The sequence below is a fragment of the Rathayibacter sp. VKM Ac-2759 genome, from assembly GCF_009834225.1.
GTDB lineage: Bacteria > Actinomycetota > Actinomycetes > Actinomycetales > Microbacteriaceae > Rathayibacter.
The window spans coordinates 1,153,509-1,171,186 of record NZ_CP047176.1; the positions used below are offsets into that span (position 1 = coordinate 1,153,509).

The following is a 17,678-nucleotide window of genomic DNA, read 5'->3' on the forward strand; positions in this document are numbered from 1 at the left end:
ACAGTGTGCGTCTCGCGCCAATTCGTCACAAGGCGGAGAGACACGGCGTCTCATGTCGGGTCCGCGGTGCCTGCGGTGGTATGGGTCCCGCTGAACCGCGGGGGTGGTGCGGGTGGGCGTCCGGGGAGCGCGGGTGGCCGGGTGGTGGCGCGGCGGCCGGTGGGGGTGGTCCACTCCGCGGTCCCGTCGGGGTGGAGTCGGTAGGTCCAGCGGTCGCCGTGCCGGACGTGGTGGTGGGCGGTGCAGAGCGACGCGAGGTTCTCGAGGGAGGTGTGGCCGCCGTTGCGCCATTCGAGGGTGTGGTCGGCCTCGGCGGTGGACGCTCGTCGGGTGCACCCGGGGAAGCGGCAGGTCTGATCGCGCAGCTGGAGGGCGAGGCGCATCTGCGCGGGCGGGACGCGGTGGGTGCGGCCGACCGAGACGACGGCGCCGGTGCCGGGGTCGGTGAGGACGCGGGTGAACGTGGCGGCGACTCCCGCGAGTTCTCGGGCGACGGTCGCGGGGATCGCGCCGTACCCGTCGAGGTCGGCGGGGGCGTCGTCGACCCCGGAGGCGGTGCTCGCGGGAAGCGTCACTCGCACCTCGGCGCGCACTCCGGGGACGAACGTCGGCGAGGCCGTCGGGCCGTCGCCGGCCGGAGTGGTGCCGGCGATGTCGCCGTCGCAGAGCAGGTCGGTGAGGGCGTCGGCGCGCAGCTGGGCGAGCGTGCGCTCGTCGCCGGTGCGGCCGCCGTCGGCGACAGCGCCGTGCTCGTCGCCGCGGAGGGTCCGAGCGATGCGGTCGAGGCGGTGATACGCGCCGAGGGCGAGCGGCGCCGGCAGGTGCGCGGAGAGCGTCGCCATCCCGTCGATCTCGGGAGTGAGCCACACCGCGCGGTCCTGGCGGGCGCGTGCGTGCCGTTCGGCGAGGGGCGTCTCGTGCAGCTCGTCCCGCAGCCGCGCCAGGAGGCGTCGCAGCTGGGCGGGGGTCCTGGTCAGTGCCGCGTCGGCCGCGCGAGCGTCGAACTCGGCGAGGGACTCCTGGGGCAGGGTCGCCGCGACGGAGCAGATGACGATGCCGGTCGTCCACCGCATCCGCGCTTCGGCGAGGGCCGCCCGGGTGGCCGGGAGGTCCTCGACCAGCAGGTGCGCGCGCTCGAGGTCGTGGGCCACATCGCGTTCGGACACTCCGGACCCGACCGCCAGCTCCGCCCGGATCGACCGCTCCACGAGATGGTTCGACTCACGATTCGACAGGCCGCCGCGCGCGAACGAGAGCGGGATCGAGAGCGCAGCCCGGTACACCTGGTACAGGCGGATGTCGGAGGCGAGCAGTGACGGCGACGCCTCGCGGGCGAGCCGGCCGACCTCGTCGGCGCCCTCGCGGATCGCGTCGAGTGTCGCCTCCGCGGGTCTGATCTCTGCTGCTGATGCCATGCGGAGATCGAATCAGCGAGCACCGACACGGGACCGCCCTTCGCGCCACGATCGGACGACTCGTGCCCCGAGAGGACCTGCCGAGGAACGCTGCGATGTTGAGAGCCGCCCGAGGGCTCGGCGTCCGCGCGCCGCATCTGCGGGCGCTCGTGGGTCTCGATACGCCGCCTGCGGCGGCTACTCGACCAGCAGGCGTGCGGGTCGGTGTCTCCTTCTGCCCTCACCGCTGGGACCCGAGCGGCTTCTCCGCGCGACCGGCAGGGGTGACGGGAGCGCGTTCGCGCAGGCGCCCTCCTCCTCGTGGCGGGCTGGAGGGCGTGGCCCCTGGATGGGTGCCGCGAGAAGTGACGGATGGTGGTCGTCGGGGGCGGCGGTCACGATGAGCACGCTCCACCGGACGGTCCGATCCCGGCCCGGCCGACTCTGCTCCACTGCCCCGAGAGGACCGGTCCGAGCGTGTTCTCACGGCTGTCCCGCCGCACCCGTTCCGTCGCGTCCGTCGCGTCGGTGACCGCCGCAGCGCTCGTCGTCTCGACGATGGCCGTGCTCTACCAGGGCGTGACGACCCAGGACGTCGACCTCAACGACGCGGGCGTCTGGGTGACCAAGCCGACCTCACTGCTCGCGGGACGGCTGAACTACCCCTCCGAGGTCCTCGACGCGGGCCTGCGCACCCAGGGGACGAGCTTCGACGTCGCGCAGGAGGGGGGAACCGTCGTCATCCACGACGAGAGCAACGCCACGGCGTCGGTCGTGAACACCTCCTCGGTCACGCTCGGCGAGCCCGTGCCGGTGCCGGCCGACTCGTCCGTCACGCTCGGCGGCGGCGTCCTCGCGATCCTCGACGCGGCCACGGGAGCGCTCTGGGTGCGGGCCGCCGACGCGCTCTCCTCCTTCAGCGCGGAGTCGGACGATCCGACGGCCGAGCTCGGCGCCGATGCGACGGCCACGGTCGCGACCGACGGCACGGTCTTCGCGTACTCGCCCGCCGACGAGGAGCTCGTCACGGTCCGCCGCGACGGCGCCCCGTCGACCTCCACCGTCTCGGGGTTCGCCGACGGAGCCACCCCGGCGATCACCGCCGTCGGCTCGACCCCCGTCCTCCTCGACGCGCGCACCGGCGCGGTCTCGATCGGCGGCGCCGACCCCGTCCAGCTGGGCGCCACCGACGGCCTGACCCTCCAGCAGCCGAGCGCCGGAGGCGAGGACGTCGCGATCGCGACCAGCGGCGCCCTGCGCCTGCAGCCCCTCGACGGCTCGGCCGCGCGCTCCGTGGAGTCGGGCGGCACCGGGACCGCCGTCGCGCCGGTGCGGGTGAACGGCTGCACCTACGCCGCCTGGACCGGATCGGGGCGCTACGTGCGCGACTGCGGCGGGAGCGCGGACGACGTCGCACGAGACGTCCCGAACCTCGCCGGGGACCGGCAGGCCGTGTTCCGCGTGAACCGCAGCGCCGTCGTGCTGAACGAGCTGACCCAGGGCGTCGTCTGGCTGGTCAATCGAGACATGAAGGAGGTCTCGGACTGGGAGGACGTCACCCCTCCCGACGACGAGTCGGAGGAGGAGAACGAGAGCGACAGCAGCACCGAGCAGGTGCAGAACACCACCCCCGAGCGCTCCGCCGAGAACACGCCCCCGGTCGCCGAGGACGACGGGTTCGGCGTCCGGGCCGGGCGCAGCGTCATCCTGCCGGTGCTCGACAACGACACCGACCCCGACGGCGACGTGCTCACCGCCTCCGTCGTCGGCGCGATGCCCTCGATCGGCACCGTCGAGCCGATCTACGGCGGCGGCGCCCTGCAGATCACGGTGCCCGCGGAGGCGAGCGGGACCGCCTCCTTCGCCTACACGGCCGACGACGGCCGCGGCAGGACCGACGACGCCGTGGTCACGCTGACGGTGAAGCCGGCGGGCAGCAACGAGGCTCCCGAGCAGAACCGCGAGGGGCGGATCCTGCTCGAGCAGGGGGCGTCGGTCTCGTACAACGTTCTCCCCGACTGGATCGACCCCGACGGCGACGACCTCTTCCTCCGGTCCGCGACACCGACCAGCGACGACCAGGTCCGCTCGACGGCGGACGGACTCGTCACCTTCGACGCGATCGGCGCCGAGCTCGGCCGCAAGGACGTCGTCCTGATCGTCTCGGACGGCACCGACGACGTCGAGGGCGTGCTGCACATCGACGTCCGCGCGCCCGGGTCGACCGTGCCCGTGACCAACCCCGACCACGTCACGACGCTCGCCGACCGGACCGCGACCGTCGCGCCCCTCGGCAACGACCTGAGCCCGACCGGAGCGCCGCTGATGCTGGCCGACGTCGAGCAGCCCGCCGGCGCGACCGTCACGCCCGACTACACGGCCGGCACCTTCACCTTCTCGTCGCCGACGCCCGGCTCCTACTATCTGCAGTACCTCGCGAGCGACGGACCGAGCTCGACCCCGGGACTCGTCCGGGTCGACGTGCTCCCGGCCTCCAGCGAGGCCAGGGCCCCGGTCGCCGTCCGCGATGTCGCGCTCCTGCCCGCGGGCGGCACGGCCCTCGTCGACGTGCTGCAGAACGACTCCGACCCCAACGGCGGGCTGCTGGTCGTGTCGTCGGTGACGGTCGAGCCGGGAACGGGGGTCGCCGTGGCGATCCTCGAGCACGAGGTCCTGCGCGTCACCGACCAGCCGGGGATCACCGAGCCCGTCACCTTCACCTACACGGTCTCGAACGGCACCGGGACCTCGTTCGGCGAGGTGCTCGTCGTGCCGACTCCGGCCCCGGCGACCCTCCAGCCGCCGGTCGCGACCGATGACTCCGCGGCGGTGCGCGTCGGCGACACGGTCACGATCGACGTGCTCGCCAACGACGTCTCGCCCAGCGGCGACACTCTGACGGTGGTGCCGGAGCTCGTCGCACCCCTGCCCGAGGCCGTCGACGGAGTCGTGTTCGTCTCGGAGGACCGCGTGCGGTTCCGGGCGGGCGACACCGCGAAGACGGTGTACGTCACCTACGAGGCGATCGACAGCTCGGGGCAGAAGGACGCCGGGTACGTCAGCATCCAGATCCTGCCGATGAACCGCGAGGCGAACTCGCCGCCGCGACCCGAGAACCTCGAGGCGCGCACGCTCTCGGGCTCGACCATCTCGATCCCGATCCCGCTCGACGGCATCGACCCCGACGGCGACAGCGTGACGCTGGTCGGCCAGGCGAGCGCGCCGGGCAAGGGGCGGATCGAGGAGGTCGGCGCCGACTTCCTGACCTACACCGCCTTCGACGCCTCCGTGGGCACCGACTCGTTCCGCTACGAGGTCAGCGACTCGCTCGGTGCGCGGGCCACCGCGACGATCCAGGTCGGCATCGCGCCTCCGTCGACGCAGAACCAGGCGCCCGACGCGGTCAAGGACGTCGTGACGGCGCAGCCCGGTCGCAGCATCGCGGTCGACGTGCTCGCCAACGACACCGATCCCGACGGCGACACGCTCTCGCTCGTGGCCGACGGGGTCACGGCCCCCGAGGGCGTGACCGCCCGGCTCTCCGCGGGCCGCGTGCTCGTGACAACTCCGGAGGCGGAGGGCGACTACGCGATCCAGTACACGGTCGGCGACACCCGCGGCGCGACCGCGATCGGCAGCCTGCTGGTGACCGTGGCCGAGGAGGCGGCGCTGCTCGCCCCGATCGCCCGCGACGACTCGGTGACGACCGCGCAGATCACGACGGCCGAGACCGTCGAGGTGCCCGTGCTGAAGAACGACGAGGACCCCGACGGGGTCGCGAGCGAGCTCGAGGTGGCGCTGCTCGGCGAGCCGGCGGGCGCCACCGTCGGCACCGGCGGCGTGGTCACCGTGGTCCCCGGGGACCAGGCGCAGATCATCACGTACACCGCGACCGACGCCGACGGACTCGTCGGCACCGCGTTCCTCCGGGTGCCGGCGCTCAGTGCCACCGGCCCCGCGCTCAAGCCCGGAGTCGCCCCGCTCGAGGTGAAGGCGGGCGAGCAGGCGACCATCCCGCTGAGCGACTGGGTCATCGCCCCCGAGGGCAGGACCGCGCGGCTGACCCAGTCCGACCGGGTGTCGGCGCTGCACTCGGCCGACGGGGTCTTCGTGAAGGACGAGTCGACCCTCCTCTACACGGCGGCGCCCGACTACTTCGGCTCGGACGCGCTGACCTTCGAGGTCACCGACGGCGCGGGGCCCGACGATCCCGCGGGAGTGAAGGCGACGCTGAGCATCCCGATCACGGTGCTGCCGCCCGAGAACCAGCCGCCGACATTCGCCGGGGGATCGATGGAGGTGGCCCCCGGAGAGGAGCCGTCGACCCTCGATCTGCGCACGCTCTCGAGCGATCCCGACAAGGGCGACCTGGAGAAGCTGACGTACAGCGTCTCGGGCGCGCCGAGCGGGATCACGGCGACGGTCTCGGGATCGGTGCTGTCGGTCGCGGCCGACGAGTCGGTCGCGAAGGGCACGCAGGCCTCGCTCGACGTGACGGTGAGCGACGGCACGACGCCGCCCGTGCAGGGCTCGGTGTCGGTGCGGGTGACGGCCTCGACCAGGCCGCTGACGGTGGCGAACGACGACGTCGTCGCGAAGGCACCGCAGGGGAGGCCGACCACGGTCGACGTGCTCTCGAACGACGTGAACCCTTTCCCGGAGACGCCGCTGACGCTCGTCGGCGCGCCGATCGTGGACTCGGGAGCGGGCTCGGCGAGCGTCCAGGGCGACTCCGTCGTGGTCACTCCCGATGCGGACTTCGTGGGGACCATGACGGTGCGCTACCAGGTGGGCGACGCGACCGGAGACGTGGAGCGCCGGGTCTTCGGCACGATCCGGCTCACGGTGCAGGGCACGCCCGCCGCCCCCGGCACGCCGTCGGTCAGCTCGGTGCAGGACCGGACGGTGGTGCTCAGCTGGTCGGACGGCACGAACAACGGCGCCGAGATCACGACCCACACGGTGAAGTGGAGCGGAGGCAGCCAGGACTGCCCGGCGACCACCTGCACGATCACGGGGCTCACCAACGACCGCGAGTACACCTTCACGGTGACCGCGACCAACGAGATCGGCGAGTCGGACCCGTCGCCCGCCTCGGCGGTGGCCCGGCCGGACGCGCGCCCCGGCGCGCCGACGATCACGAGCCTCGACTACGGCGACGGCTCGCTCACGGTGACGTGGGAGGACGGGGCGAACCCGGGCTCGGCGGTGACCGGCTACACGATCCAGCTCAGCGGAGCCGGCAACGGCCAGGTCGAGGTGCCGGGCGGAACGCGCACCAAGCAGCTCACCGGGCTGACCAACGGCGCCAACTACACGGTAGCGGTACGGGCGTCGAACCGCTCGCCGGAGCCGTCGGACTGGTCGGGCCCGATGTCGATGAGCCCGGCGGGCTCGCCGAGCGCCCCGGGAGCGCCCAATGTCGGAGGGTCCGTCCAGCTGGGCACCCAGACGCAGCTCCCGGTGAATTGGAGCCCGCCCGAGACGGTGAACGCGGAGGCGCTGACGGGGTACACCCTGCTCGTGAAGCGGGGCGGTTCGATCGTCTCGACGAATGAGCTCGGAGCGAACGAGACGTCGCAGAACATCACGCTCGACAACTCCGAGTCGGGCTACACGTTCTCGGTGGCCGCGAAGAACAAGTCGACGGACGCAGGGAAGACGGATCCGCAGTTCAGCGCTGATTCCGCAGCACGGCGGGCGGTCGGCAATCCGGGCGCACCGACGATCGTCCTCGCCACCGAGGGGGACAACGCGATCACCGACTTCGAATGGTCGGCCGGTCCGGGCAACGGCGCCGCCGAAGGAGAAGTCGCCTACTTCTACGATCTCAACGGCGACGGAGTCGATCGACCGGCCTCGCCCGTGCTGACTCAGGGCATCTCGAACAACAACACCTACACCGTCCGGCTCCGTTCCATCGCGACCGTCGAGGGAAACGCGTATCCGAGCGAGTGGAGTGCTCCGACGGATCCTCTGGCGCCTTACGGCCGAGTCCAGACGCCGACGGTGTCGGCGGTGGGAGGCGCGAAGAACGTCACCTTCAGCTGGTCGCCTCCGGGACCCAATGGGCGAGCGATCACGAAGATGGTCATCAGCGTCGACGGTGGTGCCTGGGAGGAGCGTCCGGCGGCTTCGGAGTCCCGCTCGGTCGGCGATGCCTACAACCAGGCGCACTCCATCCGGGTCAAGGCGATCGATGCGAACGGCGACGAGAGCGCGGAGGCGTCGGCTCAGGCGACCAGCGGGCCGCAGCCTCCGCCGGTCGTCAGCGCGTCCTGGGGCGGGAGTGCGACTCCGGCCCAGGGCTGCTCCTCCAACAACTGCCCCTTCGTGAACGTGGACGTGGGCAACGCGACCCCCGGCCAGACCTATGACGTCGTCTGGCGCTGCGGTGCCGCGGCACCGGCAGCGAACTGCGGTTCCGGCAACGAGTTCCACAGGGAGTCGAGGACCGCGGACGGTGCGGGCAACTTCTCGATCTACAACAAGGCGTTCTTCGGCTACACCGGCCAGGTCTGGGTCACCATCTACGGCGACCGCGGGCCGGTCCAGTCCAACACTCTCTCCCGCTGACCCTCCGACCCCCTCCAGGAGAAACGACACCATGACCATGACACCCGACCAGGCCGCCTGGTTCGCCGCCACGTTCGACAAGCTCGTGCAGAACGTCGGGCAGGCCGTGCTCGGCAAGTCCGAGGTCGTCTCCCTCGTGCTCACGGCCATGCTCGCCGAGGGTCACGTGCTGCTCGAGGACGCGCCGGGGACCGGGAAGACGAGCCTCGCGAAGGCGATCGCGGCGACCGTGCAGGGCACCAGCAACCGCATCCAGTTCACGCCCGACCTGCTGCCCAGCGATGTCACCGGAGTGACGATCTACGACCAGAAGTCGGGGCGCTTCGACTTCCACCGCGGCCCGATCTTCGCGTCGATCGTGCTGGCCGACGAGATCAACCGCGCGTCGCCCAAGACGCAGTCGGCGCTGCTCGAGGTGATGGAGGAGTCGCGGGTCACGGTCGACGGCGTCAGCCACGAGGTCGGGCGCCCGTTCCTCGTGATCGCGACGCAGAACCCGATCGAGCAGGCCGGCACCTACCGCCTGCCCGAGGCGCAGCTCGACCGCTTCCTCGTGAAGACGTCGATCGGCTACCCCGACACCGCCTCGGCCGAGCGGATCCTCGCCGGGTCCGGCGAGCGCAATCCCTCCGCCGGGCTGCGCGCGATCATCACGACGCAGGCGGTCTCGGACATGGCCGATCTCGCGGCGACCGTGCACGTCGACCCGGCCGTCCTGCGCTACGTCGTCGAGCTGGCGGAGGCGACCCGCGCGGCGACCGAGACCCGCATCGGCGTCTCGGTCCGCGGCTCCATGGCGCTGATCCGCGCGTGCAAGGTGTGGGCCGCGGCCTCCGGCCGGCACTACGTGCTGCCCGACGACGTCAAGCAGCTCGTCGCGCCCGTCTGGCTGCACCGCTTCGTGCTCGATCCCGAGGCCGAGTTCGCGGGAGCCACGGCCGAGGCGGTGCTGGGCCGGATCCTCGCGCAGGTCGCCGCCCCGCAGTCGCGTCAAGCGGCATGAGCGTCGTCGGAGGGCTCCCGCGGGCGGAGCTGGCACGGCGGCTCGGCGCTGCCGTCGAGCGGTCGCGGCACGCGGTCGAGACGGCCGGTGTGCTTCTCGCCCCCGTGCGGGCCCGCGCTCTGCCCGTCGTCTCGGTGGCGAGCTCGTTCGCCTGGGTGCTCCTCGCTCTGGCCGGGGTGGCCTGGATCGTCGGCGCGACGCAGGGCTGGAGCGAGCTGGTGCTGATCGCGCTGCTCGCCCTCGCGGTGCTGGCGCTCGCCGCGCCGTTCATGATCGGCCGCTCCTCCTACTCCGTCGATCTCGATCTCGCCGCCACCCGCGTGGTCGCCGGTGAGCGGGCCGTCGGCCGGGTCGAGGTGCGCAACGCCTCCGCCCGCTCGCTGCTGCCCGCGCGGGTCGAGCTGCCGGTGGGCGGAGGTCTGGCCGTGTTCCCCCTCCCGCGGCTGGAGGCGTCGGCCGCGCACGAGGAGCTGTTCACCATCCCGACCGCGCGGCGCGGCGTCATCCGCGTCGGACCGGTCCGCTCGGTCCGCGGAGACGGACTCGGGCTCTTCCGCCGCGTCGTCCCGCACACCGTCCCGGGCGATCTCTTCGTGCACCCGCGGACCGTCGCCGTCGGCGGCTCCTCCTCCGGATTCCTCAAGGACCTCGAGGGCCGGCCCGCGCCGGAGCTCTCGAACAACGACGTCTCGTTCCACGCCCTGCGCGGCTACGCGCCCGGCGACGACCGCCGCTACGTCCACTGGAAGACCACCGCGCGCACCGGCACGCTGATGGTGCGACAGTTCGAGGAGACGCGGCGCTCGCACCTCGCCATCGGCCTGTCGCTGGACCCCGCCGACTACCGCGACGAGGAGCAGTTCGAGCTCGCCGTGTCGAGCTGCGCCTCCCTCGGCCTGCAGGCACTGCGCGACGGGCAGCAGCTGAGCGTGCTCGTCCAGGGCCGGACGCTGCACGCCGGCATCGGGAAGCGTCTGCTCGACGATCTCGCCGGGGTGGAGCTGGGCGGCGGGCGCGGCGACCTGGTCGGGCTCTCGCGCTCGCTCGCCCGGTCGGTGCCGCAGGCCTCGGTCGTGATCCTCGTCGTCGGGTCGGAGGCGACCGCGCCGCGGTTCCGCTCGGCGGCCCGGCAGCTGCCGCCGGACGCCCGCGTCATCGGGCTCAGCTGCGACGAGGCGCGGCCCGCGGGCCGCCGGAGCATCGGCGAGCTCGCGCTGCTCAGCATCGCGGACCTCGCCGAGCTGCCGGCGGCCGTGAGGCGGGGTGCCGCGTGAGGGGCCGCGCTCCGGCGGCCGTCGCCGTCGATCTGCTGGCCCTCGCGGTGCTGCTCGGTGTCGGAGTGGTCGGCTTCGGCCGGGTCTTCGCCGGCACGGACCACCTCGTCGCGGGCGGCCTGGGGATCGCGGCCGGACTCGCCGTCGGCGCCGTCGCCGCCCGGTACGGCTGGGGGCTGCTGGCCACGACCGGCGCGAGCGCCCTCGTCTACCTCCTCGTCGGCACCGCGGCGGCGTTCCGCTCGGTCGGACTCCTCGGAGTGATCCCGACCCTCGAGACCCTCCTCGGCCTGGCGAGCGCCCTCGTGACCTCGTGGAAGAGCCTGCTCACCGTCGAGCCGCCCGCGAACGGCTTCCCGGAGCTGCTGGTCGTGCCGTTCTGCGCCGCGCTGGTCTGCGCGGTGGTGGCGTCGACCGTGGCGCTGCGGGCGTCCCGGCCGGTCTGGGCGATCCTGCCCGCCGCCGTGCTGCTGCTCGTGTCGATCCTCTTCGGGACCGCGGAGGCCGTCGCTCCGCTCGCGCAGGCACTCGCCTTCGGCGTCGTCGCCCTGGCCTGGGCGGCCTGGCGCCGGCAGTCGGCCCGGACCTCGATCGCGGGTGACGGCGGCACGGCCGACCCGTCTGCGGTGCGCCAGCTGCGGCTGCGCCGGGTCGGCTCGGGAGCGCTCGTGCTGGCCCTCGCGGCGGCGGTCGTGGGCGTCTCGGCGGGCTCCGTCGCTCCGGAGGCCTCGCGCTCGACGCTCCGCGAGGACATCGTGCCGCCGTTCGACCTCGACGACTATCCCACTCCGCTCGCCTCGTTCCGCAAGACCGTCCGCGACCAGAAGGACGCGACCCTCTTCACCGTGTCGGGTCTGCAGGAGGGGATGCGCGTGCGCCTCGCGACGATGGACGCCTACGACGGCACGGTCTACAACGTGTCGGGAGGCGGCGGCGGGTCGGGCAGCTTCGCCCGCGTCGGCAGCACCATCGCCGGCGAGCACGAGGGCAGCAGCGCCACCCTCCGCTTCACCGCGGCCGACCTGGGCGGTGTCTGGCTGCCCGACGCGGGCCACCCGTCGTCGGTCGAGTTCGCCGGCCCCCGCGCCGACGCGCTGAGCGGCTCGCTGCACTACAACGACGAGACGCAGGTCGCGGTCGTGACCTCCCGGCTCGCGGCCGGGGACTCCTACACGCTGACCACCACCCTCCCGCCCGTGCCGAGCGACGAGGAGCTCGCCGACGCCGTCGCGGCTCCCGTCACCGTCCCGGCTCCGGTCGACGTGCCGGAGGCGCTGTCCGACGCGACGCTCACCGCGGTCGGCGAGGCGACGACCGTGCTCGCCCAGGTGCGGGCGATCGCGACCACGCTCTCGACGCAGGGGTTCTTCAGCCACGGCCTCGAGGGCGAGGCCCCCTCGCGGCCCGGCCACGGGTCGGAGCGCCTGCAGCTCCTGCTCTCGGCCGAGGAGGGCATGGTCGGCGACGACGAGCAGTACGCGACGGCGATGGCGCTGATGGTCGACGAGCTCGGACTCCCCGCCCGCGTGGTGATGGGCTACTACCCGGCGGCGGGAGCGGATCTCTCGGGAGACGTCGCCATCACCGGCGACGACGTGCACGCGTGGGTCGAGGTCGCTTTCGCGCAGCACGGCTGGGTCGCCTTCGACCCCACGCCGCCGGAGGACCAGATCCTGCAGGACCAGCGGCCCGAGCCGGCCTCGCAGCCGAAGGCGCAGGTCCTCCAGCCGCCGCCTCCTCCGCAGGAGCCGGCCGTGGTGCCGCCCGACGTCGTCCAGGAGGACGAGACCGAGGACGACTCCGGGATCGATCTGGCCTGGCTGGGCGCGGTGCTCGCGGTCGCGGGAGGGGTGCTCGGCATCGCCGCGGTGCTCTTCGGGCCCGCGCTGCTGATCGCGTTCCTCAAGCGGAGGCGCCGCCGGGCCCGAGCGGGCGCCGAGCGCCCGGTCGACCGCATCAGCGGTGGCTGGGACGAGGTGCTGGACCGCGCGGCCGACCTCGGGACCGTCGTCCCCACAGGGTCGACCCGCCGGGAGGACGCCGAACGGCTGCACTCCGAGTACCCCGGCGCGGGCGTCACCGTGCTGGCGCGCCGGGCCGACGCGGCGGTCTTCGGGCCGCGGGATCCGGCCGAGGCCGAGGTCGCCGCGTTCTGGGAGCAGACCGACGCCCTCATCGCCGAGCTGCACGCGTCCGTCTCTCCCTGGCAGCGCCTGCGGGCGCGCCTGTCCCTGCGCTCACTGCGGCCCGCGTGGCTCGCCCGCGCCTCCGCCGCCGCGACCCGCGGCTCCCGAACGAGAACGACGGGGCGACCCGCGAGGAACGAGGATCCCGATGCCTGACACGACGACCGCAGGCTGGGTCTGCACTCGGTGCTCGACGAGCATGGAGGCGAGCGCGGCGTTCTGCCGGGGGTGCGGGGCGCCCGCCGCGAGCGGCGCGGCGCAGGCGGCGCGGGCGCGGATCGGCGTCCCGGCGACGCTCGGTCGCCGCTTCGGTGCCTACCTGATCGACATGGGGATCGCGACGGCGATCGGGCTCCTCGTGGGCTCCGTGATCGCGCTCGTGGCCGGCTCGATGCTCGCGGGAGCCGCGTACGACGCCTACTACAGCGTCATCGTGTACGGCTCGATCGCTCAGAACGTGGTCGCCCTGGGCTACGGCATCTACTACGTCGCGTCGGTCGGCGGTCGCGGATCTCCCGGGATGCGGCTCCTGGGACTGCGACTGGTGATGTACACGACGGAGGAGGCTCCGGGCTTCTGGCGCGTGGTCGCGCGCAACATCGTGCTCTCGCTGACCGCCCTCATCATCGTCGGTCCGTTCTCGCCGCTGTTCGACAAGACCGGTCGGAACCGCGGCTGGCACGACCAGGCCACCGACACGTGGATGCTCGACATCCGCTCGGCAGGGGGTGCCCGGCCCGCCTCGACGGTCCGCGAGGCTCCTGCACCGACCTCCTCCGTCGCGGTGGTCGCCTCCGAGCTCGAGGCGCCGGCTCTCCCGCACACTCCGGGATCACCGGCCCTTCCGCACACCCCGCCAGCACCGGGCGGGCACTCAGCGCCCGCGGTCGCCGCCGCGAGCTTCACCGCCCCGCCTGCCGCCGGCGTGATCTCGGCCGTCCCCGGGTCGGCGGCCCCGGCTCGCGCGCACGAGCCCGAGGACCTCGAGCTCACCCGCATGAGCGTCGGAGCCCCCGCGCCGCAGCGGACGAGAGCCGTGCGGCTCCGCTTCGACGACGGCACCGTCGTCGTCGTCTCGGACACCGCCCTCGTCGGCCGCAACCCCGCGCCGCGCACCGGTGAGGCGGCCGGCGAGCTGGTGGCGCTCGCCGACACGACCCGCTCGATCTCGAAGACCCACGCTCGTCTGGAGTTCACCGGGGACGAGCTCTCGGTCATCGACCGGCACTCGACCAACGGGACCGCCGTGGTCGTCGACGGGACGGCGACGCCGGTGCCGCCCGGCGGGCGCGCCCCGGTCCCGGTCGGGGCGACGCTGACCTTCGGGGACCGCACAGCGACGGTGGAGTGGGCATGAGCGCGCCGGGGAGTCCGATCGTCGTCCAGTGGGGCAGCGCAACCGACCGCGGGCTGAAGCGGGCGATCAACGAGGACTCGCACGTCGCGGCGCCTCCGGTGTTCGTCGTCGCCGACGGGATGGGCGGGCACGACGCGGGCGAGATCGCCAGCGCCATCGCCGTCGACGCCTTCCGAGCCCTGGTCGGACACGACACGGTGCGCGTCTCCGAGATCGAGGACTGCTTCGCCGGCGCCCACACGCGCATCGCCGAGCTGTCGCTCAGCACGGAGCGCAGCGCCGGGACGACGGTCAGCGGTCTCGCGATCGCCGAGGTCGAGGACCTGGGCTACTGGCTCGTGTTCAACCTGGGCGACTCCCGCACCTACCGGATGGCGCGCGGCGCCCTCGAGCAGGTCAGCGTCGACCACTCGGTGGTGCAGGAACTCGTCGAGGCGGGCGAGCTGGAGGCCTCGGGCATGCAGTCGCATCCGCAGCGCAACGTGATCACCCGGGCGCTGGGCGCGGGGACCGTCGCCGCCCCCGACTTCTGGCTGCTCCCCGCCGCGGCGGGCGACCGGATGCTCGTCTGCTCCGACGGCCTCACCACCGAGCTCGACGACGCCCGCATCGCCCTGGTGCTGCGCGACGAGGCAGACCCGCAGGCCGCCGCGACCCGCCTGCTGCACGAGTCGCTCCTGCACGGCGGCCGCGACAACCTCACCGTGCTGGTCATCGACGCGACGGCGGTCACCGCCCCCTCCGATCTCGACCGCACCATCCCGAGCGACCGCCTGCCGCTCGCCACCGCCGTGAGCGACGACACCGTGCCGCGCGACATCGTGGCGGCGCCTCCCGCCGACGGCGCTCCCGACACCGAGGAGGCTCGCGCATGACCGGGATCCGCTACCGACCGGGCCGCTGGTTCGGCGTCGTCTCCGAGCACGGGATGGCGCTGCTGCCCGACGTGCTGGGGGAGGAGGGCGTCAAGCAGGTCTCGGAGGCGTTCGCCGAGGGCCGCGGCCTCGCGGGCGTCCTCGAGACGCTCACCGGGGTCTTCGGGGCGAGCCTCGTGGCGCTGCCGCCCTTCGCCGTCGTCGCGCTCGAGGGCGGGCTCTCGCGGGTCGCGGTCCGCGGCGACCTCCTGGTCGAGGTGGTCGAGGAGCTCGACGAGAGCGCCCCCGTCCTCGTCCTCTCCGGGGAGGGGGTCACCACCTGGAACGAGCGGATGATCTCCGCTCCCGTCTCGATCAGCCTCCGCGTGAAGGCGGGTCGGCGCGGTGCCGCGCTGAGCCTGCCCATCGGCAGTGGAGTCGTGCTGTGCTCGCGGCTGACCGCGACCTTCCGGGGGGCGACCCTCGAGGCGCAGCCGGTCGGGGCGGAGGCGCCGGAGGCGAGCGAGGAGGGGCCCGACGAGGAGGCGCCGGTGACCGGGGTCGAGGAGGCGCCGTCCGCGCAGCCGGCCGTCGGCGCGGCTCCGGAGTCGCTGCCGCCGGTTCCCGAGCCGCCCGTCGTGCCGTCGTCCGCGGCGCCGCTGCCGGTCGCGCCGCTGCTCGCCGAGCCGCTGCTCGCTGCCGCACCCGCCGCGCCGGCGCCCGCCGCGCCCGCACCGGTCGAGCGTGCTCCCGAGCCCGCCGCCGCCGAGACGGGCGAGCTCGACGAGTGGGGCTACGTCCGGCTCCCGGACGACGTCCCCCTGGTCGAGTCCGCCCGGGAGGCGGCACCCGAGATCCTCCGGCCGGCCCCCGGCCACGACGAGACCCGCGTGCCCGTCTCCGAGACGGTCCGCGCGGCCGACGACGAGTACGACCACCTCTTCGGCGAGACCGTCGCCCGTGTGGTCGAGGACGCCGCGGTCCGCGAGGCGGGGGAGGAGCCCGGGCTGATCGATCTCGTCCCGGTCGCATCGCCGGCCGCGGAGCCGAAGGACGGCGACCACGACGGGCACACCGTCTCGATCGCCGAGCTGCGCGCCCTCGCCTCGGCCCCTCCTGCTCCCGCACCGCCGCCCTCGGGCGCGATCGCGCGGCTCGAGCTCTCCACCGGCGACGTCGTCGAGCTCGACCGCCCCGTCGTGATCGGCCGCCGGCCCTCCGCCGGCCGCGCCGCCGCGCACGAGCTGCCGCACCTCGTCACGGTGCCGAGCCCGCTCCAGGACATCTCGCGCAGCCACGTCGAGGTGCGGGCGGAGGGCCGGTTCGTGGTGGTCCGCGACCTCGCCTCGGTGAACGGCACCGTCCTGCTCCGCTCCGGCCAGGCGCCGGTGCGCCTCACCGGGTCCGAGTCGATGGTGCTCGCCGGTGGCGACGTGCTCGATCTCGGCGACGGCGTCACCGTGACGGTCCGGGAGCGGGCATGAGCGCGCCCCGGTCGTCGCCGCCTCCCGCGATCAGCGGCTTCGAGTACCGCAGCCCGCTCGGCTCCGGCGGCTTCGCCGACGTGTTCCTCTACGAGCAGGCGAGGCCGCGGCGCACCGTCGCGGTCAAGGTGCTGCGCGCCGGGCTGACCACGGATCGCGAGCGCGACGCGTTCGAGGACGAGGCGAACCTCATGGCGTCTCTGTCGACGCATCCGTCGATCGTCACGATCTACCAGGCCGACATCGCCGCCGACGGCCGGCCCTACCTGGCGATGGAGTACTGCCCGAACCCGAACCTCGCGCTGCGGTTGAAGAGCGGCCGGCTGGCCGTGGCCGACGCGCTGCGGATCGGCATCCAGGTGGCGGGAGCGGTCGAGACCGTGCACCGCGCGGGGATCCTGCACCGCGACATCAAGCCCGCGAACGTCCTGGTCACCGCCTACGACCGCCCGGCCCTGACCGACTTCGGCATCGCGGGGGCGCTCCTGGACGGCTCCGCCGATCTCGCCGGTCTCTCGATCCCGTGGTCGCCGCCGGAGGCGTTCGGTGCCGAGATCCCGAACGACGTCGCCCTCGACGTCTACGCGCTCGGAGCGACCGTCTACTCGCTGCTCGCCGGACGCTCGCCGTTCGAGCTCCCCGGCCGCTCGATCAACTCGCACGAGCTGATCGAGCGCATCCGCTCGGCCCCCCTGCCTCCGCTCGACCGGGCCGACGCCCCGGCGTCGCTGGACCGCGTGCTCGCCGTCAGCATGGCCAAGGCGCCGCAGAACCGCTTCTCGACGGCCCTCGAGTTCGGCCGGGCGCTGCAGCGGATCCAGGTCGAGCTCTCCCTCGCCGTGACCACGGCCGACGTGCTCGACGACGCCGTGCCGCAGGAGCGGGTGGAGGAGGAGGACGACGGCAACACGCGCATCCGCGGCATCGTGAGCATCGACCCCGTGCCTCGCCCGATCGCGCCGCGGGCGGCGGCGGCTGCGCCCGCCGAGATCTCCGGAGTCCCGGCCTTCGACGTGGAGCGGACCGTGATGCGCGGGTCCGCCGCCGCCTTCGTCGCCCCCGCCCCGCGGTCGGGGCCGCTCCCTCCGAGCTACGAGGCGCCGCTGCCGCCGAGTGCTCCGGCTCCCGAGCGCCGTCGCCGGCCGTTCGTCCTCGCCGGGATCGCGGTGCTCGTCGCCGCCTCCGTCGCCGGCGGAGCCGCCCTGGTCGCCGGACTGCCGGCCTCGACCGAGGACCCCCGGCGCACCGCTCCGGCGGATGCGCCCGCCGACCCGATCGGGCAGGACGCCGTCCCGCCCGTCACCGGTCTCACCGGCGCGGCCGGGGCCGACGGCGTCACGTTCACCTGGACCAATCCGCAGCCGGAGGCCGGGGACCGGTTCCTCTGGGCCGTCGCCTCGACCGGTTCGATCCCCGATCCGCGAGCACAGGAGGAGAGCACCGTGACCGTCCCCGCCGACCCCTCCGGGACGACCTGCATCGAGGTGACCCTGCTCCGTCTCGACGGGCGGGCCTCGACCGAGACCACGGGGTGCGCGCCGTGAGCGGCA

The 17,678-nt window shown here is 73.8% G+C and carries 9 protein-coding genes; 8 read left to right on the plus strand and 1 reads right to left on the minus strand.

The genetic code is table 11. The features are described 5' to 3' along the window. Positions 1-50: 50 nt before the first annotated feature. Positions 51-1,415, minus strand: a complete 1,365-nt coding sequence (locus GSU68_RS05285; protein WP_159906131.1) for an HNH endonuclease signature motif containing protein — start codon at positions 1,413-1,415, stop codon at positions 51-53. A 507-nt stretch (positions 1,416-1,922) separates the two neighbouring features. Between GSU68_RS05285 and GSU68_RS05290 the strand changes: the two genes are divergently transcribed. From GSU68_RS05290 to GSU68_RS05325, 8 genes are read left to right on the plus strand one after another with little or no spacing between them, the layout of a single operon-like run. Next, positions 1,923-7,970: an Ig-like domain-containing protein gene (locus tag GSU68_RS05290; protein WP_159906133.1), complete on the plus strand. Its 6,048-nt coding sequence runs from the start codon at positions 1,923-1,925 to the stop codon at positions 7,968-7,970. A 31-nt stretch (positions 7,971-8,001) separates the two neighbouring features. Next, positions 8,002-8,973, plus strand: a complete 972-nt coding sequence (locus GSU68_RS05295) for a MoxR family ATPase (RefSeq protein ID WP_159906135.1) — start codon at positions 8,002-8,004, stop codon at positions 8,971-8,973. Then, positions 8,970-10,247, plus strand: coding sequence for a DUF58 domain-containing protein (locus GSU68_RS05300; protein ID WP_159906137.1), 1,278 nt, complete (start codon positions 8,970-8,972; stop codon positions 10,245-10,247). The genes GSU68_RS05295 and GSU68_RS05300 overlap by 4 nt, the downstream gene beginning before the upstream one ends. After that, the gene (locus GSU68_RS05305) at positions 10,244-12,589 is read left to right on the plus strand and encodes a transglutaminase domain-containing protein (protein WP_159906139.1); all 2,346 of its coding nucleotides are present in this window, start codon (positions 10,244-10,246) and stop codon (positions 12,587-12,589) included. Before GSU68_RS05300 ends, GSU68_RS05305 begins: the two co-directional genes overlap by 4 nt. Next, on the plus strand, positions 12,582-13,790 hold the full coding sequence (locus GSU68_RS05310; protein ID WP_159906141.1) for an RDD family protein: 1,209 nt from the start codon (positions 12,582-12,584) through the stop codon (positions 13,788-13,790). The genes GSU68_RS05305 and GSU68_RS05310 overlap by 8 nt, the downstream gene beginning before the upstream one ends. Further along, positions 13,787-14,665, plus strand: a complete 879-nt coding sequence (locus GSU68_RS05315) for a protein phosphatase 2C domain-containing protein (RefSeq protein ID WP_159906143.1) — start codon at positions 13,787-13,789, stop codon at positions 14,663-14,665. The genes GSU68_RS05310 and GSU68_RS05315 overlap by 4 nt, the downstream gene beginning before the upstream one ends. Then, positions 14,662-16,128, plus strand: coding sequence for an FHA domain-containing protein (locus GSU68_RS05320; protein ID WP_159906145.1), 1,467 nt, complete (start codon positions 14,662-14,664; stop codon positions 16,126-16,128). The genes GSU68_RS05315 and GSU68_RS05320 overlap by 4 nt, the downstream gene beginning before the upstream one ends. Then, on the plus strand, positions 16,125-17,672 hold the full coding sequence (locus GSU68_RS05325; protein WP_159906147.1) for a serine/threonine-protein kinase: 1,548 nt from the start codon (positions 16,125-16,127) through the stop codon (positions 17,670-17,672). Before GSU68_RS05320 ends, GSU68_RS05325 begins: the two co-directional genes overlap by 4 nt. The last annotated feature ends 6 nt before the right edge of the window (positions 17,673-17,678 follow it).

Bases quoted from the DNA above. Each gene is read 5' to 3' on its own strand.
- GSU68_RS05315 (WP_159906143.1), top strand. From the start codon at position 13,787: ATGAGCGCGCCGGGGAGTCCGATCGTCGTCCAGTGGGGCAGCGCAACC.
- GSU68_RS05320 (WP_159906145.1), top strand. From the start codon at position 14,662: ATGACCGGGATCCGCTACCGACCGGGCCGCTGGTTCGGCGTCGTCTCC.
- GSU68_RS05310 (WP_159906141.1), top strand. From the start codon at position 12,582: ATGCCTGACACGACGACCGCAGGCTGGGTCTGCACTCGGTGCTCGACG.
- GSU68_RS05300 (WP_159906137.1), top strand. From the start codon at position 8,970: ATGAGCGTCGTCGGAGGGCTCCCGCGGGCGGAGCTGGCACGGCGGCTC.
- GSU68_RS05325 (WP_159906147.1), top strand. From the start codon at position 16,125: ATGAGCGCGCCCCGGTCGTCGCCGCCTCCCGCGATCAGCGGCTTCGAG.
- GSU68_RS05295 (WP_159906135.1), top strand. From the start codon at position 8,002: ATGACCATGACACCCGACCAGGCCGCCTGGTTCGCCGCCACGTTCGAC.
- GSU68_RS05285 (WP_159906131.1), bottom strand. From the start codon at position 1,415: ATGGCATCAGCAGCAGAGATCAGACCCGCGGAGGCGACACTCGACGCG.